Source organism: Companilactobacillus sp. FL22-3, assembly GCF_054881455.1.
The window spans coordinates 298,346-324,160 of the sequence record NZ_JBTYYZ010000001.1 but is presented as its reverse complement, the minus strand read 5'-3'; the positions used below and the strand labels follow the sequence as shown (position 1 = coordinate 324,160).

Genomic DNA, 25,815 nt, shown 5'->3' with positions numbered 1-25,815 from the left:
AAGAGAGCTAAGTTGCTTCCCTTAGGTTGTAATTAATAAATTTTAGTATCACGAATTTCCTTGAGAATCTTTAAGGAACCATCTTTGTAACTTAAGAATCCATAAACGGCGACACCGATAAGTCCACAAATGATGATGACAACTGAAGCACTGACTTTTGTCGCTTGAGGGATGACTTTGACAACCAAGAAATCAGCTAGAGCTACGACAACTAGCATGATCAAACTATCGAAGAAAATCTTCAATAGTTTCTTGCCGAGGACTTTGTCAACAATCTGGAACTCTTTGTTGATCAATCTGAAAGCAAAGTGACTCATGACCATAAAGGCAATGGTTGAAGCGGCTAATGGTCCGTAAACTCCTAACATTAAAGTTAATGGTAATTGCAAAATAATTTTTAGAAGGTAAGCAAGAACGAGATAGACCATCGATTTTTTGACGTGATGAGAAACTTGCAAGATATTTTCCAAAATCATGAATAGACAATAGAAGAAAGCTTCAAAACACGAAACAATCAAAACTTTCGAACCGAGAATACTTTGGTTATAAAAAACAAAGACTGTCCAGAGTTGGCGGCTAATAGCCATCATACCAAAAGTTGCTGGTAGGATAATGAACAACGTAAATTGAACGATATTGCGCATTAATTTTTGAATTTGTTCTTCGCCAACTTTTCGACTGATCATAGCGGATAAAGCTGGGATAACGGAAGCAGAAACGGAAACAGCTAGAGATACTAGAACCATGATCAGCTTGTTAGCTTGGAAACCAAACATTGCGTAGAGATCATCAATGGTTCTTTGACTGGCATGAAGGATTAATTCATAGATCCAAGTGAAAGTTGTTTGATCGAAGAGCTGCAAAACAGTCATGATCGTATCAACTAATAAGAAAGGAATGGCTGAACGTAACATGGAACTGAAGTTGATTTCAGGTGCAATTTCATCTGAAGTTACATTAGCAGTATCTTTGATATCTGTAACGGTGACAGAACGGCGAACTTTTATTCTGATCCAAAGTAAGAATAGGTAAGCCAGCGTTGCACCGATGAACGAAGCTAGTGTCGATTGATTAACGGCTGACATATAATTGCCTTTTTGCAAAACCATGATTGTATAAGTGGCATAAAGCATATAGGCAACTCGTGCAATTTGTTCGATGACTTGAGAAAAGGCCGAATAGGAGATGAAAGCATAACCTTGAATATATCCACGTAGGATTCCCAAAGCGGGGATGATCAACATGGCGATACTCAAGTACTTAATTGGCGTTACCACTCTCATATCGCCAGCAGCCAAGACAATGGCTACGTACTTAGCACCAAAGAACATGATCAAGGCCAGGACAATACCTACGAGTGACATGTAAATTGTGTATTTTTTAAAGAGTTTTTCACTCTGATCATAACGTCCTAAAGCATTATGTGCAGCGACTTCTTTGGAAATAGCAGAAGGGATACCAGCGGTGGCGATAATCAAGAAAAGATTGTAGATATTGTAAACTTTTCCGTATAAAGCATTAGCTGCCCCTACAGCTACTGGTCCAATCCAAATATTCCAAGGAATGATGTAGACAACTGAAAGTACTCGTGAGAGGATTCCACTAATTGAGATCCAGAGTGAACTTTTAAGTAATGAATCTTTTTTCATTTTGTTTTCCATTCTAATTTAAATTACGAATTTAGTGATAGAAGATGACCGTGCAAACTAGTGCGATCAAGGCAGGCAGTCCTTGTAGATAAAGAATCTTCTTAGTGGCCGTGAAAGCACCATAGACTGCGACGACGATGATGTAACTCATCATTAAGATCAAAATTATTTTTAACGTCGTACCGGTGAAGAATAAGATCATCAAAAGGATTACGACGCCAAGCATACCGTTATAAATTCCCTGATTGGCTAAAGCAGTCTGAGCTTCTTTAGTTTTCACAAAACCAAGTGGCATCTCAAAGGCGTTGGCTTGCATGTCAGGTTTACCAAACATCTCTAGAGCAGCAATACCAACATGTTCAACCGCCACTAGAGCGACTAAAAATAAAGTTAAAATTTGCATCATAGACTTCTTTCCATTAAAAGTATAAGTACCATATTAAACTGTTTTGAATTGTTGTACAAATTGTAATTAAAATAAAAAAGAAGAATCTTATTACGATTCTTCAGGTTTTATCATAACAAATTTTTCAGCAAATTTGCCCTTTTGATTGATTTTAGCTTGGCGCAGACTGTCCATTTCTTCATAAGTAATGGAGGCATCATCCAAAATAGCACGAATGACTTCTTCTAAGTCCCCTAATTCTTCGACTAAATTGGCTCGTGTATCAGCCCTTTGAACTTCTTGAGCTTCTTCGGCGATCTTTGTTCTCAAGGCCTTTCGGTAGTCCTCATTTGAGAGGGTGTCAAATTTGGTCTCGTCAGAAATGATCTCAGGTATTTTGTCCCGAACTAACTTTTTCATAAAAACTCCCCTTTAACACTTAGTAGTGAAATCTTACCATGAAGCGACCAATGTGCCAAATGATGACTGAAAGCAGGTTAATTGCTAACTTTATAATTATCATGATATGATTTGTTTGAATAAATTTATAAAAAGTGTTGATAACTATGAAACTATCGAGTGTGGTTGCTACAGAAATATATGGCGGGCTTCTATTATTGGTAATGACGGGTATAATTATTGCATTGATTTTGAATAATTTTATTCGTAGAAGAATGGTTCTAGCCTGCAAAAAGACTTTGCAAAATAAAGAAAAAGTTTTAAAAGTTTCAGTCAATGATGAAACTGCAGCTTATTTGAATCGTCATCGTAATGAGGATTTGTATCGGATCGATGAATTGATCACCAAAAGGCATGACATTATTAAATATAAGTTGTGCTTGAAGAAACGTAGTTTCGATTTTTATTTGAAAAAACAAAAATTATTAAATTATAAAGTTATAGCAATAAAGATATATTAATGACTTGTCAAAACGACGACAGGTCATTTTTATTTCACAAACTTTAATTGACTAACCAAAAAAAATCGGCTACCATGTTTATAAATTTTACCCATTAATAGGTGAAAACAAAATCTTAGGAGGAATATCATGTCGGCATGGGATACAAAATTTGATAAAAAGGGATTCACTTTTGATGATGTTTTATTAATACCAGCAGAGAGTCACGTTTTACCAAATGAAGTAGATTTATCAGTTCAATTAGCTAAAAATATTAAACTAAACACACCAATTTTAAGTGCAAGTATGGATACCGTGACAGAAGCTCCAATGGCTATTGCGATGGCACGTCAAGGTGGCTTGGGTGTTATTCATAAGAATATGAGTATTGAACAACAAGCTGACGAGGTTTCAAAAGTTAAGCGTTCAGAAAACGGCGTTATAATTGACCCAATTTATTTGACAGCAGATGATCCTGTTATTGAAGCAGAAAAATTGATGAGTACTTATCGCATCAGTGGTGTTCCAATCGTTACTAGTAAAGAAGAACTGAAACTAGTTGGTATCATTACTAACCGTGATCTTCGTTTTATCAATGATTATTCAGTCAAAATTGGTACCGTTATGACGAGTGAAGAATTGATCACCGCACCAGTTGGTACATCACTTAAAGAAGCTGAACAAATTCTCCAAGAACATCGAATTGAAAAATTGCCTTTGATTGACGAAGCTGGCCGTTTAGGTGGTTTGGTAACAATTAAAGATATTGAAAAAGTTAAAGAATTTCCTAATGCAGCTAAGGATAAATATGGTCGTTTACTAGTTGCTGCGGCTGTAGGTGTTACAAGTGATACCTTTGAACGGGCTGAAGCCTTGCTAGCTGCTGGAGCAGATGCTATCATCATTGATACTGCTCATGGTCATTCCGCTGGCGTGCTTAGAAAGATTGCTCAAATTAGAGATAAGTTCCCTGATGCAACTTTGATTGCCGGAAACGTTGCTACAGGAGAAGGTACTAGAGCTTTATATGATGCTGGTGTCGATGTTGTAAAAGTTGGTATCGGACCTGGTTCAATTTGTACAACTAGAATCGTTGCCGGTGTTGGTGTTCCTCAATTGACAGCTGTTTATGATGCCGCTAGTGTCGCTCATGAATATGGAAAGACGATCATCGCTGATGGTGGTATCAAATATTCAGGTGATATTGTGAAGGCTTTAGCTGGTGGTGGTAACGCCGTTATGCTTGGTTCAATGTTAGCTGGTACCGATGAGGCACCTGGTGAATTTGAAATTTATCAAGGTCGCCGTTTTAAGACTTACCGTGGTATGGGTAGTTTGGCAGCAATGTCACATGGCTCATCAGACCGTTACTTCCAAAGTGGTGTCAATGAAGCTAACAAGTTGGTTCCTGAAGGAATTGAAGGTCGCGTGGCTGCTAAAGGTGCTGTCGGCGATGTAATTTATCAACTACTGGGCGGATTGCGTTCAGGTATGGGGTATGTTGGCGCTCATAATTTGACTGAATTGCAAGATGCTCAATTCATTCAAATTTCAAATGCAGGTTTGAGAGAATCACACCCACATGACGTTACAATTACCAAAGAAGCTCCTAATTATTCAGTTAAATAATAGCAAAAAATAATCCCAGTGGATCAACCATCATGAATAGTTGATCCACTGGGATTTTTGTTTGAAAGGAAGTATTTTCTTTACTTTTCATTGCTATGTCGATAGCCGTAGAAAAAGTAGATTATTAAGCCGATGACAGTCCAGCCAAGGTACATTTTACAAGTAAAGGCCTGCAATTGTGTCATTAAGTAGAGGCAAGCCACAAATGATACTAGTGGAAAAATTGGATAGAAAGGAACCCGAAAAGCTGGCTTTAATTCACGGGTATTTTTACTATGACGTAAGAAGATAACGCCAATGGAAGTGACAGCAAATGCCAGTAATGTTCCGATATTAACTAGTTCAGTGATTTTATCAATCGGTACTACCGCCGCAACTGTAGCCGCAATCAAACCAACTAAGAAAGTACTGCGAGTGGGGACACCCGCTTTACTAAGATTCTTGAACTGTTTAGGTAATAAGCCATCGCGACTGAGTGAGAAAATCAAACGGGTTCCGCCATAAACAACGACTAGTAAAACAGTTGTCATTCCCATGATAGCGCCTAGAGAAACAATACCTGAGACCCAATTTAGATTGAGCAGATTTAAGGCATGGGAAACCGGGTCAGCCACATTTAGTTCTTTATAATTCACTGCGCCCACTAATACTAATGAAACTAGACTGTACAACACTGCGACGATCAAAAGCGAGGCAATGATACCAATAGGCATATTCTTCTTAGGATCTTTAACTTCTTCACTAGCTGACGAGACGACATCAAAGCCTAAGAAAGCGTAGAAAGCTACAGCCGCTCCTCGTCCGATCCCGCCAACACCAAAAGGTAAGAAAGGATTGTAGTTCTTAGGTTTGACGTAGAAAATTGTGACAGCAACGAATAGCAAGATGACGAATATTTTTACGTAAACCATGATCGTATTGATTTTCATCGATTCATTCAAGCCTTGTAGTAATAGAATAGTTGCTATCAAAACGATGATAAAGGCAATGATGTCAAAACGACCACCTGAGTTTCCAGCAGTTCCAGGCGCTGATTGCAGAGCTTTAGGCAGATTTATTCCAAATCCGCTTAAGAGATTTCGAAAATAGGCCGACCAACTGACAGCTGTGGAGGAGGCCGCAAATAAATATTCCGAGATCAGTGACCAGCCAACGATCCAAGCAATTAGTTCGCCATAGACTGAGTAGGAATATGTATAAGCACTACCAGCTAGGGGAATCGTGGATGAGAATTCAGAGTAGCAAAAAGCCGCGCCAATACAAACCAAAGCTGCTAGCAAGTAAGTTAAAATTACCCCCGGGCCGGCGTAGTTAGCAGCAATGATACCAGGGGTGATGAAGATACCTGATCCGACGATCACCCCGACACCCATGATGATTAGGTCTTTGGCAGTTAAAGTTCTTTGGAGACTAGTTTGTTCATGAAGTAAATCATTCACAATATCTTTCTTTCGAAATAAAGATGGCATAGGCGGACACTCCTTTTTGTCTAATTTAATTAAAACAAATTTAATAGGATAGATTCAAGTACTCGCATTTATAAATATAGTGATAGTATCATATTAACTATAAGAATTAAGGAGTGATCAGAATGGAATTTAACTTTGACAAGATAAATGACCGTCGGAATGTTAATTCAGTGAAGTGGCTTGTTCCTGAAGATGTCTTACCAATGTGGGTAGCAGATATGGATATTCAAACGGCCCCAGATATTATTGAGGCAATGCATAGAGATGTCGATCGAGGAATCTTTGGTTATCAATATGTTCCGAAGGAATATTACCAAGCGGTTGCCAGTTGGTATCAGACAGAACACAATTTTACTCCTGATTTAGATTGGTTGGTTTTTTGTAACGGCGTTATGCCAACGCTTGGTTCATTAATCAGACATTTAACTGATGTCGGCGATAATATCTTGATTCAAGAACCAAATTATAATTCTTTTTTTAAAACAATCGAAAATAACGGTCGCCATATTTTGAACAGTGAGCTAGATTATCGCTCCGGAAAATACAATATCGATTGGAAAGATCTTCAAGAAAAAATGCTCGATCCAAAAACTAGTTTAATGATCGTCTGCAATCCTCATAATCCTAGTGGTAAGATCTGGGAACGTTCAACTTTGACCAAAATTGGGAAGATGGCTAAGAAGTACCATGTACTGATTATTTCTGATGAAATTCATGGCGATATAACGGCACCTGGACATCACTATGTACCTTTTGCTTCTCTAGATAGTGAAGTGACTGACAATAGCATCTCGTTAGTTTCCCCAAGTAAGACTTTCAATTTAGCGGTCTTGCACGCAGCTACGATGATCATTCCCGATGAAAACTTGCGTCAACGAGCTACAGTAGCTGTTAGTAGCGATGGTCTCAATGAGCCTGGAGTTCTAGCAATCGATGGTTCAATTGCGGCCTATACTAAAGGACATGAGTGGCTGCATGAATTATTGAAGTATCTTCAAAATAATCGTGAATATGTTGAAGAATTCGTCAAAGAAAAACTTACCGAAATACGACTAATACACTCAGATGCCACGTACTTAGCCTGGTTAGATTGCAGTAAGATTACCGATGATTCGGAAGAATTAAATCAATTCCTATTAGACCATGTCGGGCTTTTGTTGGCTGAAGGTACTAAGTATCGCGGTAATGGTCGATATTTCTTACGAATGAATTTAGCTACACCAAAATGTAATATTGTGGACGGACTAGAGCGTTTAGAGAAGGGGGTCGCACTATATCAAGCTGAGAAGAAGTAATGATTATTGCAACACCACAAACGTTTTAACAATTTAAACGTAAATATCCCCTGATTCGATAGGTAGAATCAGGGGATATTTTTACTTAATTAAGACCATAATGATAGGAACGACAATCAAACTTAATAGAGTCGTCTCCGTGACCATGATTGCAGCATAGTCAGAATCGGCATGGTAAAGCTTGGCTACTACCGGTGCGTTAGTCATGACCGGCATTGCTGCTTGAACAATAAAGACTTGTTTCATCAAAGGATTAGCAGGGATAAATAGGAACAATGCGGCCATTAACAAAGGTGCACATAAGAAGCGGCCAAAGAGGATAGCCAAATTGTCTTTGTGAAAGGAAATATTTTTCAAACCAGCATTGTAAATTGAAATACCGATGAAAATCATTGAAAGTGGAATCGTCAAGCCACCTAAATATTGAAAGTCAGACATCAGAAAACTTGGTAGCTGAATATGCATTATGACTAGGATCAAACCGACGATAAAGCCCATTAGTGGTGGTGAGAAAACTTTTTTCAGCGTAGTTTTCAATTTGAAGTGGCCTTTGATCTCACCATCCATTTGAATCAAATAGGTACCAAGTGTCCAAAAGAAGGTCGTATTAGCCATGTAATAGACTAAGACATAAGGAAGACTTTTCTCACCGAAGAGAGCCATGTTGACGGGCAAACCAACGAAGACGGTATTGGAATTAAAGAACATCGAAGCGAAAAGACCTTTATGCTTCGGATCGATTTTTAAAACTTTGATTAGTAGAATCGAGATAAAAATCAGGATGGTCATTGATAAAACGGGAACGCCTAAGTCGGGCAATAACTTTATTAATTTTTCTGCAGTGAAATCTTTCGTGATTGTTGAAATCATATAAGCAGGTAGGGCAACTTGAGTGACAAGTTTTGCAATCAAACGAGTTGAGTTTTCAGAAAACCATCCTAAAGCGCTCAAACCATAACCGACGGCAATTAAACCAATGATAATTAAGATTCCTTGAATACTGGAGAAGAATACACTCATAAAAAAACATCCTTTGTGATTTAGTCTACTTATTATCAATGTTACTCTTTTTTGAAAAAATTGAAAAACCTCTGATTGTGAAGTGCTTTTAAGATTGGACAGTACCACTTTAAATTGTGTATGGGTTCAAATACTTGAAAAATGAAAGCGCTGACTTAGAATAGATGTGTAATCAAAAATTCAGTTTTCAAAATAATTAGGAGAAATTATTATGGCTTATAAAACAATCAATCCTTACAATAATGAATTAATTAAAACTTATCCAGATGCCACAGAAGCAGACATTTCGAAGGCACTCGCTGTTGGAGATAAACTTTATAAAACTTGGCGTGATCAACCAGTAGCAACTCGAGCACCGATCCTACATAAAGTCGCTAACCTCTTGAGAAAAAATGAAGATCAGTTGGCTAAAATTGCTACGACCGATATGGGTAAACTTTACACCGAATCAAAAGGTGAAGTCGAGCTCTGTGCAATTATTGCGGACTACTATGCAGACAATGGCGCTGATATGTTGAAACCAACTCCATTAACTAGTCGCAATACCGGTGATGCGGAGATTTTGCACCAGTCGAGCGGCGTCTTGATGATGGTTGAACCTTGGAACTTCCCATACTATCAAATCATGCGCGTTTTCGCTCCTAACTTTATGGTCGGTAATCCAATGATCTTAAAACATGCTTCTAACACCCCAGGATCTGCCGAAGCTTTTGCCAAAATCGTTTCAGAAGCGGGAGCACCAGAAGGTAGTTTGACTAATTTATTTGCCAGCTATGATCAAGTCGCTGAAATCATTGCTGATCCACGGATTCAAGGTGTGGCTTTGACGGGTTCCAACCGTGGTGGTCAATCAGTTGCCGAAACAGCTGGTAAAAACTTGAAGAAAAATTCGATGGAATTGGGTGGTTCAGATGCCTTTGTCGTCTTATCTGATGCTGATGTGGACCAGGCAGTAGATTTAGCTTGGCGGGTAAGAATCTATAATGCGGGCCAAGTATGTACTTCCGCAAAGCGTTTCATCGTAGCTGACAATTTGTATGATGAATTTTTAGAAAAATTAAAAGCTAACTTTGCTAAATTAGTTCCTGGCGACCCCATGGATTCTAAGACTACAATTGCACCAATGAATTCCAAGCGAGCTAAAGAAAAGCTTCAAGGTCAAATTGATAAAGCTGTTGCCGGTGGAGCTAAAGTAGCGTTTGGCAATCAGCCAATTGATTTGCCCGGACAATTTATCCAACCAACAATTTTGACTGACATAACACCTGACAATCCAGAATTTTACGAAGAGATGTTTGGACCTGTAGCCCAAGTCTTCAAGGTAAGTTCAGATCAAGCTGCAATTGACTTAGCGAATGATTCCAAATTTGGTCTAGGTGGGATCGTGGTTTCAAATGATCCCCAGCGTGGAAAAGCAGTTGCCGAAAAGATTGAGACAGGGATGGTCTTCGTTAACTCATTCTTAGTTTCTATGCCAGAATTACCATTTGGTGGAGTTAAAGGTTCAGGTTACGGCCGTGAATTGAGTCAGTTGGGGTTGACAGCCTTCACTAATGAAAAATTAGTTGTGACAGCTCAACAGCCTGACTGGAACAATCCTGCTGGTGGTCTAGCAGTTTTCAAATAAATTGAAAAGAAGTTCGTCTGAAAGCGGCTTCGAGTTATAATTAAAGTAATAAATGTAATGGGAGATGTGCTTATGGACGAAACAAAAAAGTTTATTAAAGATGATTTTCAAGAAGTTTTACTAGATCGTCATTCATATCGAAAGTTTCAAAAAGATGTCGTTATTCCCCGCTCAGAAATTACCGAAATGTTAAAAGAAACCATTACGGCACCATCAGCCTGCAATTTGCAATCATGGCATTTTGTAGTTTGTGACACTGCAGAGGCTAAAGCTAAGGCCAGAGCAATCATGATGCCATTCAACTATCCACAACTAGATACCGCTTCCGCCGTAATTTTTGTATTGGGTGATACACAATCACATTACAAGTATCGTGATGTTTGGAATAAAGCTTGTGAGAATGGTCAGATTACACCTGAAGAACGTGACAAAGTCTTCAAGAGCTTTTTACCACTATATGAGAATGCTGACCGCAGTTTCTTGGAAAAGGATGCAACGATCGATGGCAGCATGGCCGCAATGCAACTACTATTAATTGCTAGAGCTCACGGTTATGAAGCTAACCCAATGTCAGGATATTATTTTGATAAAGTTGCTACAGCCTTTAATTTGGACAGCGAGCGTTATATTCCGATCACTGCCGTAGCGATCGGTAAACCAGATGGAGAATATACTAAATCAGTCCGTTATGACGTTAATGATGTAACTGACTTTCTTTAAAAATAGAAATTTTTTTAAATTCATAAGAATAGCCTCTGATCCCAAGATGTGGAATCAGAGGCTATTCGATTTTCTTTAAAATATTATTTTAATCATTCTCTTCTTTAATTCCCCTGACGACAGGTTGTTTGTCTCTTTCTTTTACAAAGAAAATGACCGTCATAACGACCAAGAAAACTACACCAACTAGTAAGGAAACAGTTGTTTCAGGATTTAAGAACATGAAAATCAAAATAATGAAAAGAGAAATAATTGCAAGGTAATTGCTGATAGGGTAAAGCGGCATTTTGAAAGGATGATCTTTCATCTTATCTTGATTCAATTTGCGAAAACGTAATTCGCTGAAAAGAATCACAAACCAAGGAACCATACCAGGTAGAACACTGGAACTATATACAATAACAAAAACATCGCTTGATGTATGCAAGAAAACTGGTAAAGCATAGTTCAAAATTAATCCGAGCAATATTCCAGTTGAAATGGCTAGAACAGGGATGTAAGGCACGTTGTGTTTTGATAATTTCAAAAATGATTTTGGTAAATGTTTTTCAAGCCCAAGTGTATAGAGCATTCGACTTGAACTAAAGATACCAGAGTTACAGCCGGACATGGCAGCTGTCAACATAACGAAATTGATGATTTCTGCTGCAAAAGTAATACCAACTTTTGCAAAAGTTTCAACGAAAGGAGAACCGATCGTACCCAATTTATTCCAAGGATAAATTGAAACAATTACAAAGATTGCGCCAATATAGAAAATTAGAATTCTGCCAACGATTGAACGGATAGCCCGAACAATATTTTCTTGTGGGTTTTCAGCTTCCCCAGCAGTGATACCGATAACTTCGATTCCTTGATAGGAAGCAACTACAATTGAAAGCGCGAAAATAAACCCTTTGATGCCACCAGTAAAGAAACCGCCATTTTTCCAGAGATTACTAATTCCCACTGGATGTCCGCCATTGCCGACACCAAAGAAAATTACGAATAAACCTAGAATAATCATCATAATAATCGTCAACACTTTAATTAAGGCAAACCAAAATTCTAGTTCGCCATATGCTTTAACAGAAGTTAAATTGGCTAAACAGAGTGTAACAACGACAACAACACCAGCAATCCATTTTGGCATTGTAGGGAACCAGAAAGCTAAATATGTTCCTACTGCGATAACTTCAGAGATACCAACTACTAAATATTGGAAAACATTGCTCCAAGCAGTCAAGTAACCAACGACTGGATGGATGTATTCGGTGGCGTATTTGGCAAAAGAACCAGTTGAGGGATCAACATAAAGCATTTCCCCTAAGGCCCGCATTACCATATACAGAATTAAGCCTGCGAGTGCGTAGGCTAAAAGGACCGAAGGACCGGTCCACTTAATGGTCGAGGCTGATCCCATAAATAGGCCGACGCCAATGGTTCCACCTAAAGCGATCATTTGCATTTGTCTTGAAGATAAGCTACGACTCAGTTTTTCTTTAGCCATAATAAATTCCACCTTTGTGTTTACGAATCATGAACAAGTGTATCTTGAACATGGACTATATGATACCTCACAATCATGAAAATGTCATATATTTTTTTCTTTTTACTGAAAAAATTTTCAGACAATTTATCGGATTATTATTTAAATTAAAATAGCTTGTATTGTGATTCAATATAAATATGTTTATATATATTTACAAAGTCCCTTTTTAAATAGATAATAAGTGTTGGATGTAAAAGGGACTTTTTATCTGAATTAATATTGCAGAAAAATTGCAGGTATTTTGCCTATTACTACGACAACATTTACTTAATTCGATCGAAAGTTATTGAGGATAAAATTATGGACATTAATATTTTTATTGAACGTAGAAAGTTGCTTAAAATGTCACAAGTCAAGCTGTGTAAGGGTATTTGTACTCAGTCTACTTTGAGTAAGTTTGAAAATAACGGTAGAGTACCTTCTTTGAACATTCTTAATAAGTTGTGCGAACGTTTAGGACTATCAGTTGACGATTTGTATAGAAATTCGAATAACTCGACGACTCATATGCGTACCGTTTTGGATAAAGTCGAAAAAGAATTTATGATGGAGAATTATTCCGATGTTTCAGCAATGTTGCAAGAAATAGATTCCGAAGTCATTAATAATGATATGTTAAAAATGCAATATTACTATCAAAAAGGTTTTTTTAATGTTTTAACTAAAGGCAAGTTTGAAGATGCTTTTTATAACTTTTCGCGAATATTGGATGAATTGGATGAAATCCATAAAACGATTTATACTTTTTTAGCCTATACAGGATTGGGAGTTTTATACTCTCGAGAGAATAAAATGCAAGAAGCGGAATTTTTCTTCCAGAAGGTTTTTGAGTTTATTAAAATTCACGAAAATGAAAAATATCAAAAAGCAAATGTAAATATGTATTTACGTGTCTTAACGATTGTCTTTTTCACCGCAGATTTTTACATTCAAAAAGGAATGTTTGACGAAGGTGAAAGATTAGTTGATCGAGGCATCCGTCTTTGTTCTGAGCAACATATCACATACTATCTTGCCCGCTTGAAATATTTATCGGCTAAGATTGCTATCGGTAAGAATAAATCGAATGAAGTTGTTGACGGATTGCTGATTGAAGCCTTGGCTTTTGCAAAAATCAATCACAATGAACCTGTAGAATTACGGATCAATGCTTTGAGAAAACAGTATGAAGATAGTTTAAACAAAGAAGAAGAGTGACGTTGTCTCTGATTTGGATTATTAGAAAAACAGTATTTTATACGCGTGGTGCTAGTTAAATCGTTTTAGTTAAATAAAAAGTCCAATCTTGTTAGACTCGACTTGTAAATAGTAATAATAGAAAAGAGTCTGACTAGATTGAACTGTCTTAAGCTTAAGCATTTTTCTCATCATTTACAAGTTAGTTTTACTCGTTTAAACAATATTTGTCGTTCTTGGTATAAGCTGTATGCTCCGAACTCCCTTAAGCATCGCAGAAATACAGATCAGATCAAGCTATCTGATAGTTCCATCTTAGCTATGCTTATCTGGCAAGCGGAATTAGGGATTGAATCACAAAGAAGATTTTGCAGGTTCTTTGTAGGATTATCCCATTCCCGATTTAATCGCCGAGCTCGTCAACTTTTGCCTTTAATCTATCTGATTCGTCATACTTTGAACCAAGAAGTGGATCTTTCAGGTAAAATTCTGATTATTGATAGTTTCCCAGTTCCGGTCTGCCAACCTGTTCGTAATTATCGCGTCAAAATCTTTCATGATATTGCCGATATTGGTTATAAGGCGACTAAAAAAGTCTACTATTATGGGTTCAAGGTTCACGCAATAGTGAGCGATGATGGCTATCTGCTTGATTACGCAGTCACTAAAGCATCGGTGCATGATGCTAAAGAAACAGTAGAATTGATGAATAATACCCATCCTACTAATCATTATCTTTTAGGCGATGAAGGTTATTTAGGCAAGGATTTAGCCGCTAAACTAAAACACATGGGCTATGTGCTTTGGACACCGTATCGTAAAAATATGCAAGGTGCTAAAAAACATAACAATCATCAACTAATGGCGGTCAGACGGAGAATTGAGAGTGACTTTGCTTTGCTTAGTTATTACAATGCCGAAAATAATCGCGCTAGAAGTCTAGCGGGTTTTCAAGAACGCCTAGAGGTTGCAGTGTTAGCTTATAATATGGCATATTGTCTAGAACGATTTAACTAGCACCACGCGTTATTTTATATATTGTAGTAATTATAATCAGAGAATTAATTGTTTAAAAATAATGTATATTCATGTGCTTTAAAATAAAAATCGCTATTTTGAGTAAAATGAGTTGACAGCGCTTACAAAACCATGATAGATTATGGGCGAAGTCAAAGGGTGTTACTATTCGATTAGGCACGACCTGGGAAGAGTTAGAAAAACTATTCTTAGGTCGTTTTTTATTTGTTTCAAGAAAGGATGATGTCAATATAAGTTGATTTATTCGAAATATTTTACAGAAAAGAGTATTAGGTAAATGAGAGTAATCAAGAAAATTAACCATAATGCTGTTTTGGTAAATGATAATGAAACTGAGAAGATTGTTTTAGGTAAAGGAATAGGCTTTTCTGCTAAGCCAGGAGATAGTCTTGAACGAGAAATGGCAGAAAAAGTGTTTGTACTTGATTCCAAAGAGAAAACCAAGATGTTTAGTGAAATGGTTAATCAAATTCCCCTGGAGTATATCGAATTTTCAGAAGAAATCGTTAATTACATTAAGCAGCATATTTCCAAGCCTTTAGATTCAAATATTTTTATTGCGTTAACAGACCACATTTATTTTGCAATTCAACGACAGACTGATGATGCAAGTATTGCTGCCATCATGTTACCAGAGATGAAGATGTTGTACCCCGATGAGTTCAAAACTGCTCAAGGAGTTGTTGATTTAATCAATCAAGCTTATCAAACGCAACTCTCTATCAATGAGACTGGTTTTATTACAATGCATATTGTTAATGCAGAACTGGGTGAGCAGAATAGTTTCAATAGTCTGAGAATTATGGAAATTACCAAATTTATTTTAGATTATCTTGATGCGCATGGTTTTCAAGCTTTGAACAAAGATTCATTTTTATACAATCGTTTGATGATCCACATTCGCTTCTTAGTTCAAAGATTGATCTATGATGAATCAACCCAAGATACTGATCAATCATTATTTAAAGATTCGTTTAAAGATGGCCAGGAATACCGATTGGCTAATAAGATTGCTGAATTGGTCGAACAAAAGTATGACTTACAAGTTAACGAGAGCGAACGGTTATACTTAGCAATTCATTTAATGAGAATAAACAATAATATCAGGGCGTAACCGATTATTCGGGCGTGACCTCATGACATACATTTTTTGTGTATGCTATGAGGTCTTTTTTTATAGGAGGAAAGTATGGGAAAAGTAATTTTCAATTCAGATGATTTTGGATATAGCCGTGGCGTTAATTATGGAATCGTTGATGCGTATCAACACGGCATTTTAACTTCAACAACTTTGATGGCTAATATGCCAGGCTTTGAACAAGCGGTTAATTTCAAAAATGATTTACCTAATTTAGGAGTGGGAGTGCATTTAACACTGACTTGCGGTGATCCGCTCTTAAAAAATGTTGATACTCTAACTGATCAGGAGGGACATTTTAAAAAGTTAAGTTTTTATCATGACCCCGATTTTCAGATTGATTGGGACCAATTATATCAAGAGTGGAATGCTCAAATTCAAAAAGTCTATCGTGCCGGCATAATACCAACTCACTTGGACAGTCATCATCACACACATTCCTTTGGCAAAAATCAAGAAGTAGTTATTGCGTTGGCTAAGAAATATGATCTACCGGTGCGCAGTAATTTTGAACGGCATAACGAAGTTAAACATACTGATTATTTCGAGCCTTACTTCGATGATGTGGGTGAAGAAGATCAAAACAAGTGGCAAACAAATCGTACTAGGGAACAACAAATTGAAGAGTTACTGATTCAGTTACGTAGCGATGAGACGAGTGAAGTCATGTGCCACACTGCCTATATTGATCAAACTTTGAAAAATGGTTCGAGCTTTACGATCCCTAGGGTCAATCAAGTGGAATATTTGATAGATTCAGATTTTGCTCAAGAAGTTAGGGATGATGCAGAAATTGAATTAGTAAATTATGGAGATATTTTTAATTAGGAGGATGGAAAAATGGGTGGATTTAAAAAAGGTTTACAGAACTTAGGCCGTGCTATGTTGCTACCAGTAGCAGCCTTGCCTTTAGCCGGATTAATTTTAAGATTAGCTGCCCCAGATATGTTGAACGTACCGATTTTGATGGCAGCTGGTAATGCCGTATTTGGAAATTTAGATATTTTATTTGCAATAGGTGTCGCTATTGGTTTTGCCAAAGCGAAGGACAAAGGGATTCCTGCTCTAACAGGATTTCTAGCCATTATTACTTTGAAACAAGGTTTGGAAATCATCAACAAATCGATCGATATGGGGATTTTTGGTGGAATCATATCTGGTTTGATTGCTGCCTGGACATACAACCGTTTTAAAAATCAAAAATTACCAATGGTCTTTTCTTATTTTGGTGGTGAGAAATTCCCACTGACAATGGTATTGGTTTTCCAAACGATTTCAGCAGTTGTATTCGGTTATATTTGGCCAATCATTCAAGCCGGGATCGATCAATTTGCCAAGCTATTAATGGGTATGGGAGCGTTTGGTGTCGGAATTTTTATGTTTCTCAATCGACTCTTGATTCCATTTGGACTGCACCACGTTATGAATACTTATGTTTATTATGATATGGGTAAATATGTCGCACCGAGTGGCAAAATTTTTCATGGAGAAATTACTCGTTTTATCAATGGAGACCCTAACGCCGGACTGTTCTTATCAGGATTCTTTGTAATTATGATGTTCGGTGTTCCCGCAATCTGTTTAGCAATTTATAACGCCGCTTATAAAGATAGAAAAGATGAAGTCAAAGGTATCATGGGTGGTGGCGCTACAACATCTTTTGTAGCCGGAATCACTGAACCAGTTGAATTTACATTTATGTTTATCTCACCAATGCTTTATGTAATACATGCTATCTATGCCGGACTAGCTGGTTTTGTCTGTGCCTTGTTGAATATTAAAATAGGGTTTACTTTCGGATCTAGTATTATCGATTACTTGATCAACTTCAAAATTGCGACGAATCCGATTTTAATTTTACCGGTGGGACTTGCCTTCTTCGCCCTTTACTACTTCACTTTCTATTACGTGATCAAATTGAATAGCATCCCAACTATTGGGCGTGAAGAGCAGCATGATTATGGGACTGAGGCAACTGATGAAGAAGAAAACCTCTCAATGGGTAGTAAGAACTACGGTTATACCGCTAAGAAGATGCTCCAAGCTTTTGGTGGAAAAGATAATATTGAAGATGCTTATAGTTGTAACACAAGATTAAGAGTTGAAGTAAAAGATCCATCGGTTGTTGATGAACAAAGAATCAAGCAGATGGGTGTCAGTGGCATTATCAAGCCGACAGAGAATAATTTCCAAGTAGTTATTGGTTTGGAAGTGACTTATATCATGTCCGAATTTGGTAAATTACTTGAAGCTGACTAAAGGAGAAAAATATGTTTTTTCAAAAAAAGAAAGTATTAAAAGCAGTCGCTAATGGACAAATCATTCCTTTATCAGAAGTAAACGATGAGGTCTTCTCGGCTAAGATGATGGGAGCAGGTTTTGCTATCAAAGATCATGACGGGAGAATTCATGCTCCAATCAGTGGAAAAATCGAGAGCGTTTTTCCAACGCTACATGCTATTACCATCAAAGCTAATAACGGCGTTATGGTATTAGTTCACATGGGCCTAGATACAGTTGATCTAAAAGGAGAACCATTTGATCTCTTGGTTCATCAAGGTGACTTAGTTAGCGAAGGTCAAGAGATTGCCCGGATGAATCTAAAACTGTTAACAGAGAAAAATAAGGATAGTACCGTGATAGTCGTTTTACCTGACGTTCAAAACGGGACAGTCACTGAAAGTACAACTAGTTCTATTTCCGATATTGCATTTAAATTTTAATCAAAATCGAGGGCAGGTATATAAAATGAAAACTGAAAATCTACATATAACAATTGCAGGCGGTGGAAGTACTTATACACCCGGAATCATCATGGCAGTATTAAATAATATTGACCGTTTTCCAATCTCAGCGATCACTCTTTACGATATTGATGAAGAACGCAACGACGATATGTTCTTGATCATTCGATACATGTTACAAAATAACAATCTACCAGATGTATCGCTTGTGCAAACTAGTGATCCAGAAGAAGCCTTTAGAGACGTCGACTTTGTCTTCTCACAAATTCGTGTTGGTGGAATGGAAATGCGAGAAAAAGACGAGAAGATACCATTAAAATATGGCTTAGTTGGTCAAGAAACGTGTGGGTTAGGAGGATTTGCTTACGGATTACGTTCAATCGGTGGGTTGTTGGAAATCGTAGGCTTTGTACAAAAATATTCACCTCAAGCTTGGATACTCAACTATACTAATCCGGAAACTTTAATTTCCGAAGCAGTTCGTCGAGTATATCCGCACGTGAAAATGCTCAATGCATGTGATATGACGATTTCTTTAGAAGAAACCATTGCCAGAAATTATGGTTACGATCGTGAGAATTGGATTCCTCAATATTATGGATTAAATCACTTCGGTTGGTACACTTCGATTTATAATAAGAAGTTAGAACGAGATGTAATGCCAGAATTGATTCAAAAGTTACAAGAACAGCCCATGAAAGTTGCTTCCTTCAACTCTGGTGACAATTCATGGCAAGATGCTTGGGACATGCTAAGCAAGATTTCGACCAACTTTCCAGATCAAATTGCCAATAATTATCTGGAGTACTATCTTTATTCTGATGAGGTGGTTGAACACGCTGACCCTAACTACACTCGGGCTAATCAAGTCATGGATGGCCGTCTAAAGCATACTAAAGAAGTTGCAGAACTGATTCGTCGGGGAGAAACTGGAGATGTCATCGATTTTGATTTTGGAGAACACGGTCAATATATTGTAGATATGGCTACCTCGATTCTGAATGATGAACATCGTCGCTTTATGTTGATCGTTCCTAATTTTGGGGCAATTCCTAATTTACGTGAGGATGCCGTGGTTGAAGTTCCAGCCTATGTGGGACGTCTAGGTGCGGAGCCAATTGCTATGCGTCATCATATTAATGATTTCCATAAAGGCTTGATGGAAGCTCAAAACGCAGCTGAAAAATTACTAGTTGATGCTTTCTTTGAACATTCATATTCTAAGGCTCTTCAAGCCTTCACCCTGAACCAGACTGTCAATTCAGCCCAGAAAGCTAAAAAAGTTCTCGATGAAATGATTATTGCTAACAAAGATTACTGGCCAGAATTGAAAAAAACTGAAATAGCTGTTAAAGAATAACCGATATTATGAGCATCCTTAAAAGGGGTGCTTTTTTCGTTAACCATGTATAATACGAGTAAGTAATAGTTTGAGAAAGTGGTGATGACCTTGTCAAAATCAAAGTATCTTCTTGACGACTCTGATTTTCATCAATATCGTGATTTATTTTTATATTCGTTTAATCTGCCTGAGGACAATCCCTATCGTGCAATTCTGAAACGAGTCTTTACCAATTCACGTGTTTACGGGATCAAAACGGCTGATGAGTTACAGGCCTCAGTGACTAGTATCCCTTTTGAAGTGAATTTCTTTGATAAGAATATACCTATGGCGGGTATAGCTAATGTCATGAGCGCTCCAGAATATGTTCAGAATAACAGTATCGACAAGTTAATGAAGCAGGCTTTTACCGACATGCACCAAAAGAATATCCCGATTTCATATTTGGGACCGTTCTCGTATGACTATTATCGGCGATTTGGTTATGAGCAGGTGTTTGAAGGTTTACAGATAACGATGCTGTTTACCAATTTGATTAGGTATAAGCAGTCTTTTATGGGCCATTTAAAACGTTTTAAATATTCAGAGGCTCAGGATTTGATTGGTGAACTGTTTGCTGAGCATAACGATTCCGCAACGATCATTCGTGATAATTGGTGGTGGGAAAATCTTGCAATAATGTTTCCCAAGGATCGATTAGCCGTTTACTATAATGAATTCAACGAGGTTAATGGTTATGTTCGATATGCTTTGGAAGCGGAGAACTTCGTGGTGAGAGATATGTATTATCAATCGCCGGATGCATTTATTGGCCTAATTCATTTTATAAATAAACACCGATCAGTTTATAAAAATATTATTATCAATTCGACCGATATCAATTTGAAAGTCAATAATTTTACAACTGATCCATCCCAAGCTCAGGTCATGATCAAACCTTCAATGATGGCAAGAATTGTTGATTTTAAACGATTCCTTCAACAATATCCTTTACAAGTCGATAATATGGAAACAATTGAGTTGGAAGTTAATGATTTCTTGTCATGGAACAATCACATTTGGAAGCTGGTCGTAAAAGATGGACAAATAGGAATTGATAAATCAGATATTGAAATTCCCGAAGTAATCGTTGACGTTCAAACCTTAACTAAGGCGATGTTTGGTTATCAGTCATTAAAAGAGTCGTTTTTGGTGGGCAATGTTCAAGGTAATCAAGATAAAATCGAAGCTCTGGACAAACTGTTCATTCATCAAAAATCACAGTTAAAAGATAGTTTTTGATACGACATAGTTTTATCGCCAAGATTCACATCAAAGCCCTAAAGATAAAAATATCCTCTGACTCTTGAAGTCAGAGGATATTTTACGTTAATACGTTAAAATGCTTAGGATACGTTTCAGGTGGATTTTGTTATAATAGCCATGAAAACGATTATTAAGGAATATAATTATGGCTAATAATGATCTTCTTGCAGCACAAGTACGCTCCGCTTTAAAACAAGTTATCGATCCAGAACTAGGAATCAACATTGTTGATCTGGGTTTGATCTATGAAGTTGAAATAGAGCAACAGCATCATGCCGTTATAACGATGACTTTGACGACTATGGGTTGTCCATTGAGCGATATGTTACACGATGGCATTAAGGAAACGGTCGAATCTGTCCCAGGTGTTGAAAGCTGTGAAATACAGTTGGTTTGGTACCCACTATGGGATCTGTCCCAAATGAGCCCAGAAGCGAGAAAAACTTTGAGGATTCCTGAAGGGATGGAGTGGTTAAATGGAAAAAATAATTGATTTTGAGGTTCCTATCAAAGAACTGGCCGATCAATATCCTGATTTTGTCTCAATCATGTACGATTTAGGCTTTACCAAAATTAAAGTTCCCGGAATGTTAGGCAGTGTAGGTAAATTTATTAATTTAAAAAAGGGTTCTCGGGCAATAGGAATACCATTGGATCAGATTGCCGCAAAATTCGTGGAGAAAGGTTATTCGTTAAAAAATTATGAGCCAAACAAATAGTATTCAGCGTCAAAAGAAGATAGTTGAAATTTTGAACTTTCTGCACCAGGGTGGCGACTTTGATGAAGCCAAAAAGATGTTTGATGAATCCTTTTCCAGTGTCGATGTCTCAGAGATAACTGCGGCAGAACGGGAATTGATTGCCAATGGCCTTAATCCGATGGAGATTCAGAATCTTTGCAACGTTCATGCAGCGGTCTTCAAAGGTTCGATCACCGATAACAAATCCACCCCCGCCTTTGAAAAACCAGGTCATCCAGTCTCGACGATGAAATTAGAGAACTTGGTGATAACTTCCTTGATCAACGACGAATTGTTACCATGTTTGAAGAAATGGCAACAAGATGGGAAAAATGAGCGTTACTTAAAACGTATGCGTAACGCATTAAAAGATTTAATGAAAATCGATAAACATTATACCCGTAAAGAAAATCTGATTTTTCCTTTGATGGATAAGTACGGTATTACGGCACCACCGAAAGTCATGTGGGGCGTTGATGATGAAATCAGATCTTGGATCAAAGAAGCTAACCAAATGGTCAATGCTGATCCTTTGCCTGATAAATACGCAATTGAAAAATCAATCGAAAAAGCCTCAAAAGAAGTCTTAGAGATGATTTTTAAAGAAGAAGAAATCATGATTCCCATGTTGGATGAGGTCGCCAGTCCCAATGATTGGTATGAAATTGAAAAAGAGGAACCAGAATTGGGGTATACTTTGATTTCCCAACCATTACCGTGGAAACCAACTGCTCAAGAAATTGAGGAAAGTAAAGGTAAGAAAACCTCTGATATCGCACAGGAATTGAATCAGATGGCAAAAAACTTAGCTGAATCACAGAATTTGACAGAACCTACTCAACCAAAACATTCGAAAAAGAAAATGCCAGTCCATGAAAAGATTCGTCAGCGTTCACAAACGATGCCTACCACGCTGGAGTTTCCTTCCTTGGAGGGCATTAATGTGAAGTTCGACAGTGGGTCAATGAATTTGCAGGAATTGACGGCGTTGTTCAAAATCCTGCCAGTTGATTTGACTTTTGTGGATGCAACAGATCATGTTAAATGGTTTTCAAATTCTGCTGATCGAGTTTTTCCACGAACTAAGGCAGTTATTGGTCGAGCGGTAGTTAATTGTCATCCGCCTAAGAGTGTGGATAAGGTTGAGAAAATTTTGCAAGATTTTCATGAAGGTAAGTCAGATAAAAACGAATTCTGGTTGAATCTGCATGGAAAAATTTTTGTATATATCCGTTATTATGCTTTGCGTGATGAAACTGGCACCTATTTAGGTTGTTTAGAAGTTACACAAGATGTCACGCATATTCGCAGTTTAACAGGTGAAAAGAAATTATAAGAATCTTTCGATAATAACTTGAAACGTATGTTCGTCTAAACTACTATTAGATTGATTAAGGAAATTACGGAGGGATTATTTTGAAAAAGAGTGCTTCATTATTATTAAGTGGAATTTTAGTTTCTGGAATGGCATTTGGAACCATCATCACGCCCGCAACAGTTCAAGCTGCAACTGAGAGTACCCAAGCAACTACTGATGTAACTAATACCGTAACCTATTATGATAGATCTGGTGCAGAGGTAGCTACTAAATCAGTTACTGGCAAACAAGGTGCTAAGATCGGAGTTGTACCTGATGGCTATGCTTTAGTTGACGGTTCTAACGTTGTATTTGGTGCAGAGGGAGCAAAAGTTGGAGTACCTGTAACACCAATGATTTCTTCCAAAGTTAACTTTGTTGACCAAAATGATAAATTAGTTCAAACAATTACCGTTAATGGCGGTGATGGCAATGCTTACACCTTATCCGATTTACCAGAAGGTTGTTCATGGCCAAAGGATGCTACTAAGACTATTACCTTAGAATCAGGTAAGGAATATAACGTTACTGTCAACAAACAAGTTGCTAATACGATTATTTTTAAGACAGCTGATGAAACTGAAGTTGGCAGAACTCAAATTTTTGGCGACAAAGTTGGTGATAAGGTTACTTTGACAAGTGATCAAGTACCTGCTGGATATTCAGTAAGCAATAATGATTTAAATCTTCAAAGCGATGGCAATACACAATTCGTTACCGTAACTAAGAATGCTGAGGGAATCACACCATTTAAAGGAACAGTTAGAGTTGGCGATAAGACAGCCTTTTTGTACACGGTCGATGGAAAATTGATTTCAAATCGTGCATTGGGTTCAGGTTCTGATTGGAAAGTAGTTAATAAGTTAGTTCTAAATGGTAAAGCTTATTATCAAGTAGCTACCACAGAATGGGTTCAAGCAGACGATGTTTCAGTTATTTCTCAAGAGAATGATAACAATACTGACGAGAACTCTAATGTACAGACTGCTGATAGAAGTGTTGTAACAACTAAGAATGTTGACTACACAGTTCTTTATGATATCAATGGAAAAGAAATTCAAAATCGTGGCTTAGGCAAGAATTCACCATGGGCAACTGATAAGATGCAAACTCTTAAAGGAGTTAAGTATTATCGTGTTGCTACGAACGAATGGGTCAAAGCATCAGATATTTTATAATCAAACTAAAAGACAATCCTCGAAAGGATTGTCTTTTTTTTCTCAAAATGAAGTCAGTAATTAATTTTTATAAACCGTAACTAAATTGTAACTAAAGTTTGGCGTGAGTCGGTAATTTTTAACGTTAGACCTAGTTAAGTTGGCTTGATAGACCTGATAAAGCGGAATAGCTCCTTCATCATCAGTTAAAATCTTGTCAGCCTGTAATAGATCATTCCATCGAGCTTGTTCGTTGTTGGCATCAGTTGTCTTTGATTGGGCAATTAAAGCGTCGAACTTCTTATTAGAATATCTACCATTATTTTGAGCACTTTTCGTTGTAAACATATCTAAGAATGTTTCAGGATCAGGATAATTAGCGAACCAGCCCGTCACATCAATGTCAAATTGACCGGTTGAAGCTTTATCCAAATGTGCTTTAAAAGGTACATTGGACAAGGTGAGTTTCAATCCTGGCAAGTTCTTCTCCAATTCACCTTGAATATATTCAGTTTCTTTTTTTGATCCGTCGGTATCATCCCCCAGAAGAGTAAAGTTTAAATTCTTCTGACCAGTTTCTTTGATACCTTCTTTCCAAAGTTTTTTAGCTTCGGTTGGATCGTAGTCTGTGTATTTATTTGATGCTTGGAGAACTTTTTCTTTGGTAAAGTCTACTTTAGTTTTGGAATTATAGGACATGCCAACGGGTACCACCGTGTGTTCAATTCCACCAGTTTTACCAATGACATTATTGGTTAATAAACTTCGATTGATGGCCATAGATATTGCTTGTCTGATTTTAATATTTCGGAAGAATTTATACTTCTTTTGATTGAGTTCAATAAACGAATTACCAGCTTGTTTATCCACAGAAAAGTCTTTATAGTTTGATACCTCACGAGCAGTGTCGCCGTTAAGACTTTCGAGACGGTTGATTCTATTAGTGTCATAAAGGTTAAGTCCGGTATTAGCGTCTTTGACGACATAATACTTAACTTTTTTTAGTTTAACGGCTTTAGCATTCCAGTAAGAATTATTTTTTACTTCAGTCCAGCTATTATTAGAAACAGTCCAGTTGACCAGCTTAAAAGGCCCATTAAAGACCATACCGGCACTCTTTAAGCCATACTGTTTGCCAGCTTTTTCTACAGCTGGTTTATATTGAGGATAAAAAGTGGAAGTGGCCATTAAAGTATTGAAATAAGGAATGGCAGTATCCAAATCTACTTCCAAAGTGTATTTGTCCAAAGCTTTGATACCCAAAGAATCAATAGGCTTCTTTCCACTACTTACTTGGTCGGCATTCCTTACACCGTCAAACATGTATTCATATTGAGATCCAGTCTTAGGATCAACCGTTCTGCGCCATGCGTAGACAAAATCATTGGCAGTAACTGGTTCGCCATTAGACCAATTTGTATGTCTCAAATGAAAGATATAAGTTTTGCCATTATTAGTCGGTTTGACAATTTTAGTAGCGATGGCGGGCTGTAAATCTTTACCGTTATAACGATAAAGCCCCTCCATAGTATTAGTTATGTTTTGTGCACCGATCACATCGGTATTTAGGGATGAATCCATAGTGGCAATCATA

General features: G+C 37.4%; 24 protein-coding genes. 17 read left to right on the top strand and 7 right to left on the bottom strand.

Annotation, left to right across the window (positions count from 1 at the left end; translation table 11 throughout):
- Positions 1–32: 32 nt before the first annotated feature.
- The 3 genes from ACYT32_RS01520 to ACYT32_RS01510 all read right to left on the bottom strand — a co-directional run bounded on the left by ACYT32_RS01520 (position 33) and on the right by ACYT32_RS01510 (position 2,454).
- Positions 33–1,649 carry a putative polysaccharide biosynthesis protein gene (locus ACYT32_RS01520; RefSeq protein WP_395266113.1) on the bottom strand — a complete coding sequence of 539 codons (1,617 nt, stop codon included), beginning with the start codon at positions 1,647–1,649 and terminating at the stop codon, positions 33–35.
- A gap of 31 nt (positions 1,650–1,680) precedes the next feature.
- Positions 1,681–2,052, bottom strand: a complete 372-nt coding sequence (locus ACYT32_RS01515) for a DUF1304 domain-containing protein (RefSeq protein ID WP_395266129.1) — start codon at positions 2,050–2,052, stop codon at positions 1,681–1,683.
- A gap of 93 nt (positions 2,053–2,145) precedes the next feature.
- A complete protein-coding gene (locus ACYT32_RS01510; protein ID WP_395266115.1) occupies positions 2,146–2,454 on the bottom strand; it encodes a nucleoside triphosphate pyrophosphohydrolase in 309 nt (102 codons plus the stop codon).
- A 146-nt stretch (positions 2,455–2,600) separates the two neighbouring features.
- On the opposite strand from ACYT32_RS01510, the gene ACYT32_RS01505 reads away from it, so the two are divergent.
- Together ACYT32_RS01505 and guaB are read left to right on the top strand one after the other, a co-directional pair.
- Complete coding sequence (locus ACYT32_RS01505; RefSeq protein WP_461793345.1) at positions 2,601–2,954, top strand: hypothetical protein; 354 nt, start codon at positions 2,601–2,603, stop codon at positions 2,952–2,954.
- A 129-nt stretch (positions 2,955–3,083) separates the two neighbouring features.
- Positions 3,084–4,562 carry an IMP dehydrogenase gene (gene guaB / locus ACYT32_RS01500; RefSeq protein ID WP_395266117.1) on the top strand — a complete coding sequence of 493 codons (1,479 nt, stop codon included), beginning with the start codon at positions 3,084–3,086 and terminating at the stop codon, positions 4,560–4,562.
- An 80-nt stretch (positions 4,563–4,642) separates the two neighbouring features.
- Here guaB and ACYT32_RS01495 read toward each other — a convergent pair whose 3' ends face one another.
- Positions 4,643–6,031, bottom strand: coding sequence for an amino acid permease (locus ACYT32_RS01495; protein WP_395266118.1), 1,389 nt, complete (start codon positions 6,029–6,031; stop codon positions 4,643–4,645).
- 122 nt (positions 6,032–6,153) lie between these two features.
- On the opposite strand from ACYT32_RS01495, the gene ACYT32_RS01490 reads away from it, so the two are divergent.
- Entirely contained in the window at positions 6,154–7,326 is a 1,173-nt protein-coding gene (locus ACYT32_RS01490; protein WP_395266119.1) for a MalY/PatB family protein, read from the top strand.
- Between the two features lie 81 nt (positions 7,327–7,407).
- On the opposite strand, the gene ACYT32_RS01485 is transcribed toward ACYT32_RS01490, so the two are convergent.
- Positions 7,408–8,346 carry an AEC family transporter gene (locus ACYT32_RS01485; protein WP_395266120.1) on the bottom strand — a complete coding sequence of 313 codons (939 nt, stop codon included), beginning with the start codon at positions 8,344–8,346 and terminating at the stop codon, positions 7,408–7,410.
- A gap of 211 nt (positions 8,347–8,557) precedes the next feature.
- On the opposite strand from ACYT32_RS01485, the gene ACYT32_RS01480 reads away from it, so the two are divergent.
- Complete coding sequence (locus ACYT32_RS01480) at positions 8,558–9,973, top strand: NAD-dependent succinate-semialdehyde dehydrogenase (RefSeq protein ID WP_395266121.1); 1,416 nt, start codon at positions 8,558–8,560, stop codon at positions 9,971–9,973.
- A 72-nt stretch (positions 9,974–10,045) separates the two neighbouring features.
- Entirely contained in the window at positions 10,046–10,693 is a 648-nt protein-coding gene (locus ACYT32_RS01475) for a nitroreductase family protein (RefSeq protein ID WP_395266122.1), read from the top strand.
- Between the two features lie 88 nt (positions 10,694–10,781).
- Here ACYT32_RS01475 and ACYT32_RS01470 read toward each other — a convergent pair whose 3' ends face one another.
- Positions 10,782–12,182, bottom strand: a complete 1,401-nt coding sequence (locus ACYT32_RS01470) for an amino acid permease (RefSeq protein ID WP_395266124.1) — start codon at positions 12,180–12,182, stop codon at positions 10,782–10,784.
- A 342-nt stretch (positions 12,183–12,524) separates the two neighbouring features.
- On the opposite strand from ACYT32_RS01470, the gene ACYT32_RS01465 reads away from it, so the two are divergent.
- The 12 genes from ACYT32_RS01465 (at position 12,525) to ACYT32_RS01410 (ending at position 24,242) form a co-directional block, all read left to right on the top strand.
- Positions 12,525–13,421 (top strand): helix-turn-helix domain-containing protein, encoded by an 897-nt coding sequence (locus tag ACYT32_RS01465; RefSeq protein WP_395266125.1) that lies wholly within the window; start codon positions 12,525–12,527, stop codon positions 13,419–13,421.
- Positions 13,422–13,559: 138 nt separating this feature from the next.
- A complete protein-coding gene (locus ACYT32_RS01460) occupies positions 13,560–14,417 on the top strand; it encodes an IS982-like element ISLhe1 family transposase (protein ID WP_395266469.1) in 858 nt (285 codons plus the stop codon).
- Positions 14,418–14,715: 298 nt separating this feature from the next.
- Complete coding sequence (locus ACYT32_RS01455; protein WP_395264162.1) at positions 14,716–15,552, top strand: PRD domain-containing protein; 837 nt, start codon at positions 14,716–14,718, stop codon at positions 15,550–15,552.
- Between the two features lie 75 nt (positions 15,553–15,627).
- A complete protein-coding gene (locus ACYT32_RS01450; RefSeq protein ID WP_395264161.1) occupies positions 15,628–16,404 on the top strand; it encodes a carbohydrate deacetylase in 777 nt (258 codons plus the stop codon).
- A gap of 12 nt (positions 16,405–16,416) precedes the next feature.
- Positions 16,417–17,835, top strand: a complete 1,419-nt coding sequence (locus ACYT32_RS01445) for a PTS transporter subunit EIIC (RefSeq protein WP_395264160.1) — start codon at positions 16,417–16,419, stop codon at positions 17,833–17,835.
- A gap of 11 nt (positions 17,836–17,846) precedes the next feature.
- Positions 17,847–18,299: a PTS sugar transporter subunit IIA gene (locus ACYT32_RS01440; protein WP_395264159.1), complete on the top strand. Its 453-nt coding sequence runs from the start codon at positions 17,847–17,849 to the stop codon at positions 18,297–18,299.
- 25 nt (positions 18,300–18,324) lie between these two features.
- Positions 18,325–19,680, top strand: coding sequence for a family 4 glycosyl hydrolase (locus tag ACYT32_RS01435; RefSeq protein ID WP_395264158.1), 1,356 nt, complete (start codon positions 18,325–18,327; stop codon positions 19,678–19,680).
- Positions 19,681–19,770: 90 nt separating this feature from the next.
- A complete protein-coding gene (locus tag ACYT32_RS01430) occupies positions 19,771–20,943 on the top strand; it encodes a GNAT family N-acetyltransferase (protein ID WP_395264157.1) in 1,173 nt (390 codons plus the stop codon).
- A 169-nt stretch (positions 20,944–21,112) separates the two neighbouring features.
- Positions 21,113–21,460: a metal-sulfur cluster assembly factor gene (locus ACYT32_RS01425; RefSeq protein WP_395264156.1), complete on the top strand. Its 348-nt coding sequence runs from the start codon at positions 21,113–21,115 to the stop codon at positions 21,458–21,460.
- Entirely contained in the window at positions 21,444–21,686 is a 243-nt protein-coding gene (locus ACYT32_RS01420) for a DUF1858 domain-containing protein (RefSeq protein ID WP_395264155.1), read from the top strand. Before ACYT32_RS01425 ends, ACYT32_RS01420 begins: the two co-directional genes overlap by 17 nt.
- Complete coding sequence (locus ACYT32_RS01415; protein ID WP_395264154.1) at positions 21,670–23,043, top strand: DUF438 domain-containing protein; 1,374 nt, start codon at positions 21,670–21,672, stop codon at positions 23,041–23,043. Before ACYT32_RS01420 ends, ACYT32_RS01415 begins: the two co-directional genes overlap by 17 nt.
- Positions 23,044–23,123: 80 nt before the next feature.
- Entirely contained in the window at positions 23,124–24,242 is a 1,119-nt protein-coding gene (locus tag ACYT32_RS01410; protein ID WP_395264153.1) for an SLAP domain-containing protein, read from the top strand.
- A gap of 60 nt (positions 24,243–24,302) precedes the next feature.
- On the opposite strand, the gene ACYT32_RS01405 is transcribed toward ACYT32_RS01410, so the two are convergent.
- A complete protein-coding gene (locus ACYT32_RS01405) occupies positions 24,303–25,802 on the bottom strand; it encodes a peptide ABC transporter substrate-binding protein (RefSeq protein WP_461793344.1) in 1,500 nt (499 codons plus the stop codon).
- Positions 25,803–25,815 lie beyond the last annotated feature (13 nt).